This window comes from Streptomyces sp. NPDC001970, from assembly GCF_053594115.1.
The window spans coordinates 100,003-118,445 of record NZ_JBSFDW010000021.1 but is presented as its reverse complement, the minus strand read 5'-3'; the positions used below and the strand labels follow the sequence as shown (position 1 = coordinate 118,445).

Sequence of the window (18,443 nt, the reverse complement as noted above, 5' to 3'; positions counted from 1 at the left end):
GCTTGCGCCAGTCTCGACGACGTCCCCCTAGGGGGTGATGTTGATCTTGAAGGTGGAGGTGGTGTTCCTGATGTCCTGGGCGTTGTCGCCGAAGCTCAGCCCGCTGAAGGTGACCTCGCCGACCGCGGGTCCCTGGCCGGCCTCCGGCATCTCGTTCACCCAGAGCCCGAAGCCGGACTTGGCGTCGAAGGCGTCACCGCTCTTTCTCGCCCCGCTGACGGACACGTCGGTCAGGATGCTGTCCCTGATCGGCTTCAGCGGCTGGCTGCCGTTGTACTTCGTCTGGAACATGATCCCGGAATAGGTCGGATCGGTGATGTCCAGGCCGGTGATCCGGATGCCCTGGAAGTCGTACTCCGCCGAGTACATCCACAGCGCCGGGAAGGTCTGGTTGCCCCAGAAGTGGCCGCCGGTCCGCTCCAGGGTGATGTTCTCGAACCTCGACGGGGTGGTGCCGAAGCCCAGCGCCGGGATGGAGCCGAACTGCAGCGTGGCGATGGTGAGCCCGGAGTACGTGAGCGTGTCCGCGACGTAGGCGTTGCGCACGGTGTTGTCGCTGCCGCCGTAGACGGCGATACCGGCCGCCCGCCAGGTCAGCAGCGAGGTGATGTTCTCGTACACGTTGCCGGTCTGGTTCGCGTTGACGATGTCCACGGCCGGGAAGAGCGCGAAGGCGTCGTCCCCGGTCGTACGGGCCTCGACGTTGCTGACCAGGTTGTCGCTGCTGCCGTTGGTGAAGTTGAGGCCGTCGGCGTACATGTCGCGGATCCGCGAGTTCTTGATGGTGATGCGGTCCGTGTCCGTGCCCCAGTAGAGGCACATCATGTGCTCGACCCAGACGTTGTCGACGGTCATGTCCGAGACCTTGCTCCAGTTGAAGACCTTCCCCGGGCCGTCGTTGCGTGCCGTGTAGTTGCCGAAGAAGGCGAATCCGGAGAACGACGAGCCGTTCGCGGTCGCCTGGACGTCGAATCCGGCGTCCGTGTTCTCCTGGTCGGCCGGGGTCGCGAAGCGGCTGAACCACGGGCCCGCACCGACGACCTCGACCGGCTTTCCGTACACCTGGAACTTGTTGGACGTCTGGTACGTGCCCGGTGGCAGGTACACGCCGACGAGCGTGCCCGTCGTGTCCATCCGTACCTTGTCCAGGGCGTTCTGCACGTCCTGGTGGCTGGTTCCGGCCGGGACGGTGTACGCCGCCGGGTCCGGGTTCGGCGCAGCCGTGACCTGCTCCAGGTTGATGAAGTCGATCGCGTACATGTGCGGGTTCGCGGCGTCCTTCTGCAGCCTGATCCTGCTGCCGGCGGGGACGGTCTCGCCCAGCATCACGTTCGCCTCGTCGTAGATGTGGCGAGGTGCCCCCGCGCCCGGCGAGTTGCCCGGGCTCGCCTCGGCGCCGTACTGCCACATGTACTTGGAGGTGAGGTCGATGCTCTTGCGGAAGGTCCCGTCGACGTAGATGTTGAGGGTGGAGGTGATCCCCCCGCCGCCGGGCGCGTCGGGGATGGAGAAGCGGGTGACCAGGGTGTTGGTGGCGGCCCTGGTCGTGAACTCGACGTAGTTGCCGGTGTTGTCGAGGGTGACGGCCCTGCGTCCCGACGCCTCGCCCGCGAGATCGCCGATGGTCCGGTTCGGTCCGATGACCCGGGCGCCGCCGCCCGCGACACCGTCCTCCGCCTCGTACATGTCGTAGGGCATGTTCGCCCCGCGCCCGACGAAGAGCGGCTTGGTGCTGGTGTTGTTCGCGCGCTTCACCGGCAGTTCGTTGGCGTCGTCCGCGATCACGACCTTGACGGTGTACTTGCCGTCGGCGGCCGCCCAGGTACCGAGGTTCACCGGGGACGCGGTGGCTCCCGGGGCGATGGTTCCCGTGTGGGCGCCTGTCAGGGTCTTCACGGTCGCGCCCGCCGCGTTGGTCACGGTCAGCGTGATGCCGTGGCTGCCGCCCGCGGACGCCACCGTGCCCTGGTTCCTGACCGCGACGGAGAAGCTGACGGTGTCACCGCCGGCCGGGGCGCTCGGGGACCAGTTCACCGCGGCGGCGACCAGGTCGGAGCTGTCGACCGGCTTGACGACCAGCGGAGCAGCTGCGGCGAAGGAGTTGTTGGTCTCGTTCTGCTCGATGACCGTGTTCGCCTCGTCGACCACCGCGCTCAGCGGGTAGCTGCCCGCGTCTCGCGCCCCGATCCCGGCGCTTACCGTGGTGGACGCACCGGCGGCGAGAGCGGCGACCGACGCCGTGGCGACCTTGGATCCACCGAGCCGGAAGGCCACGGCCGTGGCCCCGGAGGGCGCCGGGCCGGCGTTGCGCACGGTCGCGGTCAGGGTGACCGGGTCCGACTCGACCGGTGCGGCGGGTGCGGCGGTCAGCGCGGTGACCTGGAGGTCGGGGTTCGGCGCCGGGACGCCGATCACCTGGAACTCCGCGATCTGTCCGGCGGGGGCTCCGGTGTTGGAGGTGACCTTCAGCTGGACGTCGGCGACGCGCGCGGAGACGTCGATGGCCACCGTGTTCCCGCTCGCCGGGTCGAAGGTGTAGTCCTTCGCCTGCACCAGACTGCTGTAGCCGGTCTCGTTCTGCTCCCGGCCGAGGACCTGGATGTTCTGGGTCCGGGTGCCCCAGGCGCTGTCGGGGTTGAGCAGCAGCTTGACGGTGCTGAGGTCGGCGTTGGCGCCGAGCTTGACGGTGAGGGTGTTCGGATAGCTGCCGGGCGCGCCCTCCCAGTAGGTGCCGGCGCTGTTGTCGTTGGCGTTCTCGGCGACGAACGTGTGCACGTGACCCGAGGCCGTGACCGGCTTCCCCACGGCGAGGTTGGAGCCGGTGCCGCCGCTGCCGTTGCGGGTCACGGAGTTGCTGTCGCCCGACCGGTTCCCGGCCGCGTCCTTCGCGCGCACGTAGTAGGTCACCGTGGCGGTCGTGGGCTGGCTGTCGGTGTACGTGGTCACCGTGCCGGCCACGCTCGCGCGCAGGGAGTTGTTGGCGTAGATGTCGTAGCCGGTGACGCCGACGTTGTCCGTGGAGGCGCCCCAGGCCAGCCTGATCTGGCCGGCGGCCGGCTCGGTGAAGGTCAGGTTCGCGGGCGTGGTGGGCGCCTGGGTGTCGCCGGTGTCACCGGTCCGGGTCACGGAGTTGCTGTTCGTCGACTGGTTCCCGGCCGCGTCCTTGGCGCGTACGTAGTACGAGACGGTCGCGCTCGCCGGCTGGGTGTCCGTGTACGTGGTCACGTTGCCGGCGACGCTGGTGCGCAGTTCGTTGTCGGCGTAGATGTCGTAGCCGGTGACAGCGACGTTGTCGGTGGCGGCGTCCCAGGTGAGCCTGATCTGACCGGTGGCGGGTTCGGTGTAGGCGAGGTTCCCGGGCGCGGCCGGTGCCTCGGTGTCGCCGCCGGCCGGGCCGTAGAGCTCCAGCTCGGACAGTTGCCCCGCGGGCTGCACGGTGTTGGCGGTGAAGAGGACCCGCAGATAGCGGGTGGTGACGGCGCCGAAGGAGATCGTCACCGAGTGGCCGCCGGCCGCGCCGAACTCGTATCCCTGGGCGGCCGTGAGGTCGGTGAAGTCCGTGCCGTTCGCGCTGCTCTGGAGCTTCAGCGTCTGGGTCCTGGTCCCCCAGCCGTCGGGGAGCCTGAGCACCGCACGGTCGATGCGGACGGAGGCGCCGAGGTCTGCCCTGATCCACTGGGGCAGCGCGTTGTTCTCGCTCTCCCAGTAGGTCGCCTTGTTGCCGTCGTTGGCGTTGGCCGCGACGTACGTCTGGACGTGGCTGCCCGCGGTGAGGGTCTTGCCGAGGGCGAGATTCCCGGAGGACGTGCCGGCCGCGTACACCTCGAGCTCGGACAGCTGAGCGGCCTGCCAGCCGGTGTTGGCGGTGATGTGGATGCGTACGTACCGGGTCTCGGTGGCGGGGAAGGTGACGGTCACCGCGTTCCCGTCGCCCGGCGCGAAGGTGAACGCCGCCGAGGTCTTGAGGGTGGCGAAGGCGGTGCCGTCGGCGCTGCCCTGCACCGACAGGGTCTGGCTGCGGCTCTCCCACGCTGCGGGGAGGCGGAGCACGACCTGGTCGATACGGGTGGCCGTGCCCAGGTCGGCCTGGACCCACTGCGGCAGGGCGGTCCCGGCGCTCTGCCAGTAGGTGGCCGGGTTTCCGTCGGTGATGTGGGCGGCTCCGTACTCGCTGTGTGCGCTGCTGGCAGCCGTGGGGCGCCCGGCGGCGACATTGGGCCCCCCGGCCGCGGAGGCTCCCGTCAGCGGCAGGCCGAGCAGTATCAGACTGGCGGCGATCATGGCGGTCAGTGCCCGCCATCTCGAGCATGGGTTTCTCATCGGTCCCCGATCCCTGGGTCGACATGCATTTATGCATGGAGAAACTGAGCTATTTGCGGTCTGAGGTTGGAGAGTTGCAGAGATATGCCAAGGTGTCCACAGCTCCGGGCCACCTTCCGTGGCCCGTGTGAAGCGTGAGCGCAGCGGCCGCGAGGCCGGCACATCGCGTACCAGCGGCTTTCTACGGCCTCATACGAGACACGACATCCCGCTTGCAATTCACGCAAGCCGCTTGCGTGAATTGCGGAGAGTGATGCGAAGGGATTTCCCCAAGCGTGTCCCGGCCCTTTACCGTGCATATGTATGAGCCCCGCACCGACCGGCCCCGCAGGCGCACCCGCGAGACGGCGGTGGTTCGGCTGGCCGCGGCGGGTCTTCGCACAGGTCCTGCTGATGCAGCTGGCCATCGCCACCGGCGTCACCGTGCTGGCCACCGGCCTTTTCCTGGCCCCGCTGAGCGACCAGCTCGACGACCAGGCGATGCGGCGTGCCCTGGCGATCGCCGAGACGACCGCCTCGCCACGGGTCGCCGAGGACCTCCTCGGCTCGCAGCCGTCCGTCCGCGGCCCGGTGCAGCGGGAGGCGGAGCGCATCCGCCGGACCGCTGGCGCCGAGTACGTCGTGGTCATGGACACCAACGGCGTGCGCTGGTCGCACACCGACCCCGGGCAGATCGGAAGGGTCGTCTCCACCGACCCCAGCCGGCCGCTCGCGGGCAGGCACGTCATGGAGATCGACAACGGCACACTCGGCCGCTCCGCCCGCGGCAAGGTCCCGCTCCGCGACGACCGGGGCCGGATCGTCGGTGCGGTCTCGGTGGGGATCGAGTACGACAACGTCCGCGACCGCCTCCTCGCCGCGATCCCCGGGCTGCTCGCCTACGCCGGCGGCGCCCTGGCCGTCGGTGCCCTCGCCGCGTACATGATCTCCAGGCGGCTCCAGCGGCAGACCCACGACCTGGCCTTCTCCGACATCTCGGCCCTGCTCGCCGAGCGCGAGGCGATGCTGCACGGCATCCGCGAGGGCGTCGTCGCCCTCGACGGGGCCGGCCGGATCCGGCTGATGAACGACGAGGCGCAGCGTCTCCTCGGCCTCGGGCCGGAGGCGACGGGGCAGCCGCTCGACGAGGTGCTCGGCACAGGCCGCACGACGGATGTGCTGGCCGGCCGGGTCACCGGCGAGGACCTCGTGACCGTACGCGGCCACCGCGTACTGATCGCCAACCGGATGCCCACGGACGACGGCGGCGCCGTTGCCACGCTCCGCGACCGTACCGAGCTGGAGCAGCTCGGCCGTGAGCTGGACTCGACGCGCGGGCTGATCGACGCGCTCCGCGCCCAGGACCATGAGCACGCGAACCGTATGCACACGCTGCTCGGGCTGCTGGAGCTGGAGATGCACGAGGAGGCCGTCGATTTCGTGACCGAGGTCGTCGGAGTGCACCGGGCCACCGCGGAGCAGGTCACCGAGAAGATCCACGATCCGCTGCTGGCCTCGCTGCTGGTCGGCAAGGCGACGGTCGCGGCGGAGCGCGGCGTCTCGCTGCGGATCGCGCCCGGGACGCTGCTGCCCGACGGGCTGGTCGACCCGCGCGGGCTCGTCACGGTCGTGGGCAATCTCGTCGACAACGCGCTGGACGCGGCCGCCGGCTCCGACGATCCGCGCATCGAGATCGAGCTGCGCGGCGAGGGGCGTACGGTCGTCCTGAGGGTCTCCGACAGCGGGCCCGGCGTCCCGGCCGAGCAGCGCGAACTGATCTTCACCGAGGGCTGGTCCACGAAGGAGCTCCCCGCACACGGAAAGCGGGGCCTCGGGCTGGCCCTGGTCCGGCGTTTCGCGGAGCGGCAGGGCGGCAGCGCCCGGGTGGCCGAGGCGGGTGCGGCCATGGGCGGCGGTGCCGAGTTCACCGTCGTACTTCCCGAGGCGCTGGCCGAGCCGGGGCTGGAGCCGGGGCTCGCGACCGTGGGAGAGACACGATGACCGCGCTGCCCGACGCACGACCCGAGGCACGACCCGAGCCACTGATCAACGTCCTGGTCGTGGACGACGATGTCCGGGTCGCGGAGATCAACGCCGCGTATGTGGCGAAGGTGCCGGGCTTCCGGGTCGTCGCCCGGGCCCACACGGCCACGGAGGCGCTCGCCCGGGTCGCCGAGCTGCCCGTGGATCTGATCCTGCTGGACCACTATCTGCCCGACGAGAACGGGCTCTCGGTGGTCCGGGAGCTGCGACGCCAGGGTCACCACACCGACGTGATCATGGTGACGGCCGCCCGTGACGTCGCCACCGTCCAGGCGGCGATGCGGCACGGCGCGCTCCAGTATCTGGTGAAGCCGTTCACCTTCGCGGGCCTGCGCACCAAGCTCGAGGCCTACGCCGAGCTCCGCAGGACCCTGGCGGGCGGCGGGGAGGCCGAACAGGCCGAGGTGGACCGCATCTTCGGTGCCCTCTCCGCCACGAGCGCCCCCGACCTCCCCAAGGGCCACTCGCCGACCACGGCCGAACTGGTCCGCAAGGTCCTCCAGGCGGCCGACACCGCACTGTCCACCCAGGAGATCGCCGAACGGGCCGGCGTGAGCCGCCAGACCGCCCAGCGCTATCTGAAGCTCCTGGAACGCTCGGGCCGGGTGCGGTTGTCGCTGAGATACGGCGAGACCGGGCGCCCTGAGCACAGGTACACATGGGCGGCGGCCGCTCCGGGGCGGTGACGCCCACGGCTCACACCGCGCCCGCCCCCGTCAGCGCCCGCACCTCGGTCTCGGCGTGCTTCGCCTCGTCCGGCTCCTCGGAGGAGGTGACCGTGCCGATCCAGCCGGCCAGGAAGCCCAGCGGGATGGAGACCAGTCCCGGGTTCTGCAGCGGGAAGACATGGAAGTCCACCCCGGGGAAGAGGGAATCGGGGCTGCCCGACACCACCGGCGAGAGCAGCACCAGCAGCACTGCGGGGATCAGCCCGCCGTACACCGACCACACCGCGCCACGTGTCGTGAAACCGCGCCAGAAGAGCGAGTAGAGCAGCACCGGAAGGTTGGCCGAGGCGGCGACCGCGAAGGCCAGGCCTACGAGGAAGGCCACGTTCAGATCGCGGGCGAGCAGGGCGAGCGCGATCGCGACCGCGCCGATGCCGACCGCTGCGACGCGTGCCACGGCGACCTCGCTGTGCTGCTTCGCGTGGCGGCGCTTCAGCGAGACGTACAGATCGTGGGCGACCGAGGCCGACGAGGCGAGCGTGATCCCCGCGACGACGGCCAGGATCGTCGCGAAGGCCACCGCCGCCACGACCGCGAACAGCACCGTGCCTCCGGTGGAGCCCGCTCCCCCGCCGAGGTCGAGGGCGAGCAGCGGGACCGCCGTGTTCCCCGCGGCGTTCGACGCACGCACCTCGTCCGTGCCGAGAATGGCCGCGGCGCCGAAGCCGAGCACGATCGTCATCAGGTAGAAGCTGCCGATGAGACCGATGGACCAGACGACCGAGCGGCGGGCGGCCCGGGCGGTCGGCACGGTGTAGAAGCGGGACAGGATGTGCGGCAGGCCGGCGGTGCCGAGCACCAGCGCGAGCCCGAGGCTGATGAAGTCGAGGCGCGCGGTCCAGTCACCGCCGTAGCGCAGACCCGGCGAGAGGAAGTCCTTGCCGTGGCCGCTCTGTTCGGCGGCGGAGTTGAGCAGCTCGTTGACGTTGCCGTGAAAGCGTGCAAGGACGAGCACGGTGAGCGCGATCGCGCCCGCCATCAGCAGCACGGCCTTGACGATCTGGATCCACGTGGTGGCTCGCATCCCTCCCAACGACACATAGATCACCATCAGGGCGCCGACACCGATGACGGTCCATGAGCGCGCGGCTTCGCTCGTCCCGCCCAGGAGCAGCGCGACCAGGCTGCCTGCCCCCACCATCTGTGCCAGCAGATAGAGAACGGACACGGTGACCGAGGAAGTTCCCGCCGCGATGCGGACCGGCCGCTCGCTCATCCGCGCGGCGACGACGTCGGCGAGCGTGAACCGGCCGCAGTTGCGGACGAGTTCGGCAACGAGGAGCAGAACGACCAGCCATGCCACGAGGAAGCCCACGGAGTAGAGCATTCCGTCGTAGCCGTAGAGCGCGATGAGCCCGGAAATGCCGAGGAAGGAGGCCGCCGACATGTAGTCGCCCGCGATGGCGAACCCGTTCTCCATGGGCGAGAACAACCGTCCGCCGGCGTAGAACTCCTCCGCCGAGCCGTGCCGGTTGCGGCCGACCCAGGTGGTGATGGCCAGGGTGACCGCGATGAAGGCGCTGAAGAGCAGCAGCGCGAGGGTCTGGTGGTCGCCGGTCAACTCTCGTTCCCCCGCGTCGTCTCCGCGTCCCTGGCCGGCTCCTTCGTGCGTGTCTGGTCGTAGACCGTCCACCTCAGATCGAGCGCGGCGCGGTCTCTGCGCAGCCGGGCGTGCCGGGCGTACGCCCACGTGAGCAGGAAGGTGCTGAGGAACTGCCCGAGCCCCGCCACCATGGCCACGTTGACCGCGCCGGTCACGGGCCTGGCCATCAGCCCCGGTGCGGCGGTGGCGGCCACGACGTACGCCACGTACCAGACGAAGAAGGCGATGGTGGCGGGGACGACGAATCGCCGGTAGCGGCTGCGGACTTCCTGGAAGGCCGCACTGCGCTGGACCTCCTGGTAGATGTCCGTCGCGCTGTGCCGGGGCTCGGGACCTGCGGTCCCTGCGGCGGCCCCCGGGGGCGCCGCGGGCCCGGGCGCGCCCGTCCCGTCCAGTTCGCCCCAGCCGGAGGCCAGCGCGTCGTACCACGGGTCGTCGAGCCGCACAGCTCCGGCGTCCCGGCCTTCCTGCTTCTCCACGCTCTTGCTCTCCTTGTCGGCGGACCCGTTTCGGCCGCGTGCTCAAGGATGGACAGAACGGGGAGATCCAGGACTCTTCTCTCCTTTTCTTCACCCCATCAGGTGACGGAAAACGAGAACTCCGCCCCGCGGTGGCCGCGGGGCGGAGTCGTCAGCAGTCGTCAGGAGCTGTCAGGCGTCGATGCGCGAGCGGTCCAGGGTCGCGGCGGAGCTGGTGATGAACTCCCTGCGCGGGGCGACCTCATTGCCCATCAGGAGATCGAAGACCTGCTCGGCGGCCTCCAGATCGCCGATGTTGATCCGGCGCAGCGTGCGGTGGCGCGGGTCCATCGTGGTCTCCGCCAGCTGGTCCGCGTCCATCTCGCCGAGGCCCTTGTAGCGCTGGATGGAGTCCTTGAAGCGGACACCCTTGCGCTGGAACTCCAGCAGCGTCGCGCGCAGTTCGCTGTCCGAGTACGTGTACACGTACTTGTCCTGGCCCTTCTTGGGCTGGACGAGCTCGATCCGGTGCAGCGGCGGCACGGCGGCGAAGACCCGGCCGGCCTCGACCATGGGTCGCATGTAGCGCTGGAAGAGCGTGAGCAGCAGACAGCGGATGTGTGCGCCGTCGACGTCGGCGTCGACGAGGAGCACGATCTTGCCGTACCGCGCGGCGTCGATGTCGAAGGTGCGGCCGGAGCCCGCTCCTATGACCTGGATGATCGCTCCGCACTCGGCGTTCTTGAGCATGTCGGAGACGGACGACTTCTGGACGTTGAGGATCTTGCCGCGGATCGGCAGCAGCGCCTGGAACTCCGAGTTCCGGGCGAGCTTGGCCGTACCGAGCGCGGAGTCCCCCTCGACGATGAAGAGTTCGCTGCGCTCGACGTCGTCGCTGCGGCAGTCGGCGAGCTTGGCCGGCAGGGACGAGGTCTCGAGGGCCGTCTTCCGGCGCTGCGCCTCCTTGTGCTGGCGTGCCGCGATGCGCGTACGGGCCGCGGCGACAACCTTCTCCAGGACGGCCCTGGCCTGCGCCTTCGCGTCCCGCTTGGTCGACGTCAGGAAGGCCTTCAGCTCCTTGGCGACGACGTTGGCGACGATCCGGTTGGCCGCGGAGGTGCCGAGGACCTCCTTGGTCTGGCCCTCGAACTGCGGCTCGGCGAGTCGTACGGTCACGACGGCAGTGAGGCCCTCGAGCGCGTCGTCCTTGACGACGTCGTCCTCGGCGACGCGCAGCAGCTTCATGGAGCGGAGCACCTCGTTGACCGTCTTCGTGAGGGACCGGTCGAAGCCGGTGACGTGGGTGCCGCCCTTGGGCGTCGCGATGATGTTCACGAACGACTTGACCGTCGTGTCGTAGCCGGTGCCCCAGCGCAGCGCGATGTCGACGGCGAGATCGCGCGTGACCTCGGTCGGCGTCATGTGACCGCGGTCGTCGAGGACCGGCACCGTCTCCTTGAAGGTGCCGTGGCCGGTGAGGCGCTGGACGTCGCAGACGGCCTTGTCCTGGGCGAGGTACTCGCAGAACTCGCTGATGCCGCCGTCGAAGCGGAAGATCTCCTCCGACTTGCCCTCGCCCTCGAGATCGCGCTCGTCGCGGACGACGATCGTGAGGCCGGGGACCAGGAAGGCGGTCTGGCGGGCGCGCTGGTGGAGCGTCTCCAGGGTGAGCTTGGCGTCCTTGAGGAAGATCTGGCGGTCCGCCCAGTAGCGCACGCGGGTGCCGGTGCGGGTCCTGGGCACCCGCTTGCCCTTGATCAGCCCGTTGGCCGGGTCGAAGGGCGCGTCGGGTCCGGACTCGGTGAAGATGCCGGGGACACCGCGGCGGAAGCTGATCGAGTGGGTCGCACTGTTCCGGTCGACCTCGACGTCGAGGCGGGCCGAGAGGGCGTTGACGACGGAGGCGCCCACGCCGTGCAGACCGCCGGAGGCCGCGTACGAGCCGCCGCCGAACTTTCCGCCGGCGTGCAGCTTGGTCATGACGACCTCGATACCGGACAGGCCGGTCTTGGGCTCGACGTCGACGGGGATGCCCCGGCCGTTGTCCCGGACCTCGACGGAGCCGTCGTCGTGGAGAATCACATCGATGTGGTCGCAGTAGCCCCCGAGGGCCTCGTCCACGGAATTGTCGATGATCTCCCAGAGGCAGTGCATCAGGCCGCGGCTGTCGGTCGACCCGATGTACATGCCGGGCCGCTTGCGGACCGCCTCGAGCCCTTCGAGAACCAGCAAGTGCCGCGCGGTGTAGTTGGAACCGTCACGGTCTGCGGTCAGCAGCGCACTGGACGGCACGGACGTTTCGGCGGTCACGCGGTTCGCTCCTCGCTGAATTTGGATCTGGCCCCTGTGGGGTAAAGGCCCGGCGTCGGTCGCCGGTCAGAGGGTACCGAGGCCTGGTAGAGCCGATGTAACGCCACCCTCGTGATTCGTCATGTTAGTCCAGACTCGCATGTACGTTCGATCCCTCGTTGGAGTGACGTGCACATCACGTTCCCTTCCAGGCATGAACCATTTAGGCTCCGGGCACGTCCTCATGAACAACCGGCACCCCAGCCGGGAGGGCGAACGAGACAAGCAAGCCCAGCAAGCCAAGCGAAAACCGTAGAGCGAAGCAGCGATACGGCACATTCGCCGCCAACCGGCAGCAGACAGCCACCTGGACGAAGAAGTTTCAGGGAAAAGGCCCGAGCGGGAACGTTTTCGGCCTGGTTGGATGTTGACCCTGGTACGACAGCTCGTCGAGCTAGAGAAGAGGCGACGTGACTACTGTTCTGACCCCCGCGAGCCCAATGACGGCCGCTGACCGCTGCGACCGCTGCGGCGCCCAGGCGTACGTGCGCGTCGTCCTGACAAGCGGCGGTGAGCTGCTCTTCTGTGCCCACCACGGGCGCAAGTTCGAGCCGGAACTCAAGAAGATCGCCGCCGAGATACAGGACGAGACGGACCGGCTGACCGCCGTACCGGCAGCCGCCGGAGACGACGACCGCTGACTCTCGCGTCCGACGACGAGCCAAGGGCCGGTCCCGGACCGGCCGATGGGCGGCCGCCCCTCTCGTAGGGGCGGCCGCCCATTCTCATGACCCAGCGCATTCGCGCAGTCACCATGCGCGCATGGGCAATTGGCGCAAAAGCTGATCAACTGCCCCGCCGTCACAGCAGATCGGCCGCCGAACGCAGCGCTGCCGAGATCCGCGTGTACACCCCGGGGCTGTCCGCTCGGCCGCATCCGCTGCCCCAGGAGACCAGCCCGATCAGTCGGCCGCCCGCCACCAGCGGCCCTCCGCTGTCCCCCTGGCACGCGTCGTGCCCGCCTCGCTCGTCTCCCGCGCAGAGCATCGTCGACGATTCGTAGCGACCGCCCGCGCCACCCGGGTAGGCCTGCGCGCACGTCTCGTCCGGCAGCACCCGCACCGGCGCGGCGCGCAGCGCATGGGCGTAGGTGCCGACCCCGGTCGTATCGCCCCATCCGTAGACCTCGGCGGCGGTGCCCACCTGGTACGCCGGGTCCCCGTCACGCGCAGTCCCGATCACCTGGCTTGCGGGGAGGGCTTTCGCGAGCGTCAGAACGGCCAGATCCGTGGTGTTCGTGTGCGGGTCGTACGCGGGCGCGATCCGCGCCTCCTGTACGGGAACCTCCTGGCCGCCCGCGCCGAGCAACTCCTCCCGGCCCGCGATGACGCGCAGATCGGGGATCTGCTCCACCGGCATCCCCAGCACCTCGCGACTGAGGCAGTGAGCCGCCGTGAGCACCTTCGTCGGCGCCACGAGGACCCCGCCGCAGAACTGCCCGGCCCGCATACCTCCGAACCGGTCACGGCTCGACAGGGCGACGACCCACGGGCTGTCCACGGACCGCGCCGGACGACCGCCGATGATCACACTGTCGGCGGACGCCGGAGCCGGGTGGGCGAGTGGCACCAGGACCGCTGCAGCCGCCAGAGCTATGGGTCCTGCCAGTGCTCGGACGATGGGGCGACTCATACCGATCTCCTGACTCTCCGGTGAACTCCATCCACTCAGAGTCAGTCAGCCCACGTCGGACCGCACCCGGTGCACGCCGACAGGACCCGACAGCCGAACCCGGCAGCCGACGCCGGCCGCCCGTGCCCCCTGCACAACGCCGAGGGCCCGGCTCCCTCTCGGGAACCGGGCCCTCGGTCACGCAACTGTCCTGTGCAGTGCCACGGACTCAGTCGAGGTAGTCCCGCAGCACCTGCGAACGGGACGGGTGGCGCAGCTTCGACATCGTCTTGGACTCGATCTGGCGGATCCGCTCACGCGTCACGCCGTAGACCTTGCCGATCTCGTCCAGCGTCTTCGGCTGACCGTCGGTGAGGCCGAAGCGCATGGAGACCACGCCCGCCTCACGCTCCGACAGGGTGTCGAGCACCGAGTGCAGCTGCTCCTGGAGAAGCGTGAAGCTGACCGCGTCGGCCGGAACGACCGCCTCGGAGTCCTCGATCAGGTCACCGAACTCGCTGTCGCCGTCCTCACCCAGGGGGGTGTGGAGGGAGATCGGCTCGCGACCGTACTTCTGGACCTCGATGACCTTCTCGGGGGTCATGTCGAGCTCCTTGGCCAGCTCCTCCGGGGTGGGCTCGCGGCCCAGATCCTGGAGCATCTGGCGCTGCACACGCGCGAGCTTGTTGATGACCTCGACCATGTGCACCGGGATACGGATGGTGCGGGCCTGGTCGGCCATGGCGCGGGTGATCGCCTGACGGATCCACCAGGTGGCGTACGTGGAGAACTTGTAGCCCTTGGTGTAGTCGAACTTCTCGACGGCGCGGATCAGACCGAGGTTGCCCTCCTGGATCAGGTCCAGGAAGAGCATGCCGCGGCCCGTGTAGCGCTTGGCGAGCGAGACGACCAGTCGGAGGTTGGCCTCGAGCAGGTGGTTCTTGGCGCGGCGCCCGTCCTCGGCGATGATCTCCAGCTCGCGCTTGAGCTTCGGGGCGAGCTTGTCGGAGTTCGCCAGCTTGTCCTCGGCGAACAGACCCGCCTCGATGCGCTTGGCCAGCTCGACCTCCTGCTCGGCGTTGAGCAGGGGGACCTTGCCGATCTGCTTGAGGTAGTCCTTGACCGGGTCGGCGGTGGCACCGGCCGCGGCGACCTGCTGCGCAGGAGCGTCGTCCTCGTCCTCGTCGGAGAGGACGAAGCCCGCACTCTCGGCGCCCTCGGGCTCGTCGGCACCGCCCTTGCCGGGCTGCGCCTCCTCGATCACGTCCTCGCCCTCGAGCAGCTCGTCGCTGTCCTTCTTGGCGGCAGCCGTGGTCTTCTTCGCGGCCGTCGTCTTCTTGGCGGCCGTCTTCTTGGTCGCCGCAGTCTTCTTGGCCGCGGTCTTCTTCGCGGCCACCTTCTTCTCGGGCGCCCCGGTCTCGTCGGCCGTGGCTGCCGCGATGTCTTCGGTCGTGGCCGCCGGTGCGGCGGTGGCTGCCGCGACGGTCTTCGCCGTGGCCGTCTTCGCCGCGACGGTCTTGGTGGCGGTGCGCTTTGCCGGGCTCTTAGCTGCGACGCTCTTGCGGGTGCGCTTGGGCGACTCCGCGGCACTGACCATCAGCGTCACACCCTCTTCCTCGAGGATCTGGTTGAGGCTGCGCAGAACATTCTTCCACTGGGTTGGCGGAATTTGGTCAGCCTCGAAGGCCCGACGCACGTCATCGCCGGCAATCTGCCCATCAGCCTTTCCCCGCTCAATGAGCGCCATCACAGACTCGGACTCGGCGATCTCCGGCGGGAGCGTACGGGATGTGCTGGCCGACACGAACAACCTCTCGGAACGATGGAAACGGCTTCCGGCCCCGCCCATGATCGGGCCGGAGCCGACGACCGCCGGTTGGGGATGTACCGACGGCGCGGGCTGAGCCTCAGAGCTGGACAGCGCCATGAATGACGTCTGTATTCCCTCCGCGGCTGTCACCTCTTAGGTCATCGCACTGTTTCGAGGAGTGTTACGCCCAATCCGCGTGGCCCGAGTCACACCTCATGTGCGACGAAACGAACAAATGGGAAGTTCGCTCCCCAATCGCCTCGACAATCGCCTGCCCGGGCGTCACTGCCGGGCCGTCGCCCGCTGGGGGGCGCTCCTCTGACGGCGCTCACGCGGCGTATCGCACAGCCTTCCGCTGGAACGTTTCCATGATCGTGTCGCCGGACCCCAGGGTCCGGCGACACACGATGGGTACGCCGTGGAACACCTGCCGTGTCTGCGGTCAGTGCTCGCGCGGGGCGGGCACGACGCGCTCCACCTCCGGATGAACGGTGAGAAGTTGACGCATGGCCGCCTCGGCACCGTTCGCGTCGCCGGCGGCGAGGGCGTCGACGATGCGGGCGTGGTGCGTCAGGGACGCCTCGGAGGCCCGGTCGCACCCGACGGCCGGCCCCCCCGACACCTGAAGAGCGGCGGCGACGATTCCGGACAGGTGCTCCAGCATGCGGTTGCCGGCGACCTGGATCAGGAGGGAGTGGAACTCGGCGTCGGCCCGCGCGAAGGTGATCCCATCACCCTGAGTGAGCGCGTGACCCATGATCTCCACCATGTCGCCGAGGCGCTGCTGCACGTCCTCCCTGCCGTGTCCGGCGGCGAGACGGGCGGCGAGGGGCTCGATCGTCCAGCGGAGCTCGGTGAGCTCGCGGCGCTGGTCGTCGCGCTGCGGGCCGAAGGCGCGCCACTCGATGATGTCGGGGTCCAGCAGATTCCAGTCGCTGACGGGACGCACCCGGGTGCCCACGTTCGGGCGGGCGCTGACGAGGCCCTTGGCCTCGAGGACGCGGAGCGATTCCCGGACGACGGTCCGGGAGACCTCGAAGCGCTGGCCGATCTCCTCGGGTACGAGCGGACGGTCGGCCCCGAGGTCGCCGGAGACGATCATCTGACCGAGCTGCTGGACGAGTTGGCCGTGGAGTCCGCGGCCCCGGCTGCCCGCCGCGCGGCGGCCGGCCGCCCGGCCCAGGTCGGCGTCCGAGGTGTCCCAGGCCGAGGGTCCGACGCGGTCCACACGGTCGACGCCGGGCACCTCCGGGTAGGGGTAACGGTCGAGATCGCCCGGACCGGCGAGGCCGGAGTCGGCGGGGCGGGCGGCGGTCATCATGGTGTGCGCAAGGGTACTCACGCATCCTTTGTCGGCGCGCCTCTCCCGCCCCTTGAGGTCTTTGGTGAAAAGCACACGAAAGGGTGATCGCAGCCCACTCCACAATTGACGACTTATCAGGAGAAATCAGTCATTCCCCGGGGAGTTGCGTGGCGCTCATTGCTTTCGGACGCCGTTTCTGCCACCAACGGGCCCTGCCGCGAGGACCCGTGAGCAGATATCCGCAGAGCAGCGCGGACAGCGACAACGCCAGTGCCGCACCCACAGGTTGGGTGAGCATGCGCAGTCCTGCGAGCAGCCAGCGGTCCACCTCGTACGGCCACTGCAGCCAGACCAGCTCGCGCAAGCGGGCCGGGAATCCGGCGATCGAGCGCGCGGATGGTCCCGCAAGTGCCTTCTGCACGAGCGGCACGACCATCAGCGGTACGGCGAGCACGGCCGCCACTCCCGCGGCGGTGAACCGGAAGATCCCTGCGGCGAGCAGCCCCGACCAGGCACAGCCCACCACCAGGCCGGACCAACTCGCCGACAGTGCGTCCCAGTTTTCGGGGACGGACGCCAAGTCACCTCCGTACGCGAGGCGGAGCACCTGCAGGTCGATTACGGCGACGAGAAAACCGAGCACGAGCGCTGCCACCGCCGTGACCCCGAGCTTCGCGAGCAGCAGCCCGAGGCGGCGCGGCACGGTCCCGCAACCGGACGCGAGGGCGGGGTAACGGAACTCGTCGCCGAAGGAGAGGGCGCCGAGCAGTCCGGCACCGAGGGCGGCGGGCGGCAGCGGCAAGAGCTCCGGCCAGGCGGCGAGGAGGCTCGGCTGCGGGGTGCCGCCGGTGCGGGCGAGCAGGACCGAGATGCCGGCCGAGACGACGAGAACGGCCGCCCCGATCAGATGGGTTGCCGGGACGCCGATGAGACGGCGGAGCTCGTAGCGCACGGGCTGCAGGGGCGTGCGCGGCGGGCGGAGGTGGAGCGGAGACAGAGGCGTCCCGGCGTCGGCGTCGGCCTCGGTGCCAGTGCCGGTGCCGGTGCCAGTGCCGGTGCGTGCGGACTCGGAAGGTGGCGGCGTGGACGTGGAGGTGTGGGTGGGGATGACGGGGGCGTCCGGGGCCGGGGCGGGGGCGGGACTCGGAGTGGGGGCGGGGGCGCCGATCTCGTCGGCGAGCTGATGGACGAGAATGCCGTGCCGGTAGGCGGTCTCGCCGATCTCGGCGCAGCTGCTGCCGAAGACGGACAGCCGGTTGCCGTGTTCGGTGACCACTTCGACGGAGCGTCGCGCGGCCCGGGCCTCGCGGCTGACGATCGCGGCGAGCCGGGCGGCGTGCGGGGTCCCGACCACGACGCGCGGCCGCAGCCGAGTGCGGGCGAATTCGGCGACGTCCTGGTCGGCGACGAGTCGGCCTCCGTCGAGGGTGACGACGCGATCGGCGGTCCGGGCAGCCTCCTTGGGGTCGTCGGTGGTGTACAGCACCGTGCCACCGTGCGCCGCATGAGCCCGCAGCAGCCCGAACAGCCAGCCGCTCTCTCCGAGGGACAGCCCCTTGGCGGGATCGTCGAGCAGCAGTGTGTGCGGGTCCCCCAACAAGGCGCAGGCCAGGCCGAGTCTGCGGTCCATCCCGAGGGAGAGGCTGCCGAGCCTGCTGTCGCGCAGAGCTCCGATCCCGACGGCCTCCAGCATGTCGTCGGCGCGTGATGCGGGCACCCCGGCGGCGGCACAGAGCATACGGAGCTGGCCACGCACCGTACGGGCCGGATGCCCGGGCACATCGCCGAGCAGTGCCCCCACCTCATGCTCGGGGCGGGCGATGCGGTGCAGGGGGCGGCCCCGGAAGCAGGCGAGCCCGCGGCCCGCCTCGAGTTCGAGCATCAGGCGCAGAGCCGCGGTCTTGCCGGAGCCCGGCGCGCCCAGCAGTGCGGTGACGGTGCCAGGCAGCGCCTCGAAGGTCAGGTCGTCCACGGCGCGCGCGGCGTCCCGGCCGGGGGTGCTGGTGAGTCCGATGACCTTGAGCATCGCTTCTCTCGCAGGAGGTGAGACCGCTCAGCGGGCAGGGCGGGTACGCGGTCGCGTGCAGGTACGCAGAAAGATAACCCGACATTTCCGACTTCTCCGGCAAGTTGACCCGGGTGGAGGAGGCAGGACGACGGGCCGACGGCCCGGGCCCACCACCTCGTCGGACGCGGCCGGCGCACGTCGGGCCGCAGCCCGGCCCCGATCCGACCACGA

General features: G+C 69.8%; 11 protein-coding genes. 3 read left to right on the top strand and 8 right to left on the bottom strand.

Going from position 1 to position 18,443, the window contains the following annotated elements:
• Positions 1–27 precede the first annotated feature (27 nt).
• Positions 28–4,320 (bottom strand): discoidin domain-containing protein, encoded by a 4,293-nt coding sequence (locus ACWCP0_RS24535; protein WP_451080943.1) that lies wholly within the window; start codon positions 4,318–4,320, stop codon positions 28–30.
• Between the two features lie 303 nt (positions 4,321–4,623).
• On the opposite strand from ACWCP0_RS24535, the gene ACWCP0_RS24530 reads away from it, so the two are divergent.
• Positions 4,624–6,300: a sensor histidine kinase gene (locus ACWCP0_RS24530; RefSeq protein WP_451080942.1), complete on the top strand. Its 1,677-nt coding sequence runs from the start codon at positions 4,624–4,626 to the stop codon at positions 6,298–6,300.
• 41 nt (positions 6,301–6,341) lie between these two features.
• Positions 6,342–7,028: a DUF7342 family protein gene (locus tag ACWCP0_RS24525; RefSeq protein WP_451080981.1), complete on the top strand. Its 687-nt coding sequence runs from the start codon at positions 6,342–6,344 to the stop codon at positions 7,026–7,028.
• Positions 7,029–7,038: 10 nt separating this feature from the next.
• Here ACWCP0_RS24525 and ACWCP0_RS24520 read toward each other — a convergent pair whose 3' ends face one another.
• From ACWCP0_RS24520 to ACWCP0_RS24510, 3 genes are all read right to left on the bottom strand, one after another.
• Positions 7,039–8,631, bottom strand: a complete 1,593-nt coding sequence (locus tag ACWCP0_RS24520) for a solute symporter family protein (RefSeq protein WP_451080941.1) — start codon at positions 8,629–8,631, stop codon at positions 7,039–7,041.
• A complete protein-coding gene (locus ACWCP0_RS24515; protein WP_451080940.1) occupies positions 8,628–9,152 on the bottom strand; it encodes a DUF485 domain-containing protein in 525 nt (174 codons plus the stop codon). Before ACWCP0_RS24515 ends, ACWCP0_RS24520 begins: the two co-directional genes overlap by 4 nt.
• A 171-nt stretch (positions 9,153–9,323) precedes the next feature.
• A complete protein-coding gene (locus ACWCP0_RS24510) occupies positions 9,324–11,441 on the bottom strand; it encodes a DNA gyrase/topoisomerase IV subunit B (RefSeq protein WP_451080939.1) in 2,118 nt (705 codons plus the stop codon).
• Between the two features lie 449 nt (positions 11,442–11,890).
• On the opposite strand from ACWCP0_RS24510, the gene ACWCP0_RS24505 reads away from it, so the two are divergent.
• Positions 11,891–12,121 carry a DUF7455 domain-containing protein gene (locus ACWCP0_RS24505; protein ID WP_451080938.1) on the top strand — a complete coding sequence of 77 codons (231 nt, stop codon included), beginning with the start codon at positions 11,891–11,893 and terminating at the stop codon, positions 12,119–12,121.
• Positions 12,122–12,281: 160 nt separating this feature from the next.
• On the opposite strand, the gene ACWCP0_RS24500 is transcribed toward ACWCP0_RS24505, so the two are convergent.
• From ACWCP0_RS24500 to ACWCP0_RS24485, 4 genes are all read right to left on the bottom strand, one after another.
• The gene (locus ACWCP0_RS24500; RefSeq protein WP_451080937.1) at positions 12,282–13,112 is read right to left on the bottom strand and encodes a S1 family serine peptidase; all 831 of its coding nucleotides are present in this window, start codon (positions 13,110–13,112) and stop codon (positions 12,282–12,284) included.
• A gap of 208 nt (positions 13,113–13,320) precedes the next feature.
• Entirely contained in the window at positions 13,321–14,895 is a 1,575-nt protein-coding gene (locus tag ACWCP0_RS24495; RefSeq protein WP_451080936.1) for an RNA polymerase sigma factor, read from the bottom strand.
• Positions 14,896–15,343: 448 nt separating this feature from the next.
• Positions 15,344–16,297: a FadR/GntR family transcriptional regulator gene (locus ACWCP0_RS24490; protein WP_451080935.1), complete on the bottom strand. Its 954-nt coding sequence runs from the start codon at positions 16,295–16,297 to the stop codon at positions 15,344–15,346.
• Positions 16,298–16,352: 55 nt separating this feature from the next.
• Positions 16,353–18,230: an ATP-binding cassette domain-containing protein gene (locus tag ACWCP0_RS24485; RefSeq protein ID WP_451080934.1), complete on the bottom strand. Its 1,878-nt coding sequence runs from the start codon at positions 18,228–18,230 to the stop codon at positions 16,353–16,355.
• Positions 18,231–18,443 lie beyond the last annotated feature (213 nt).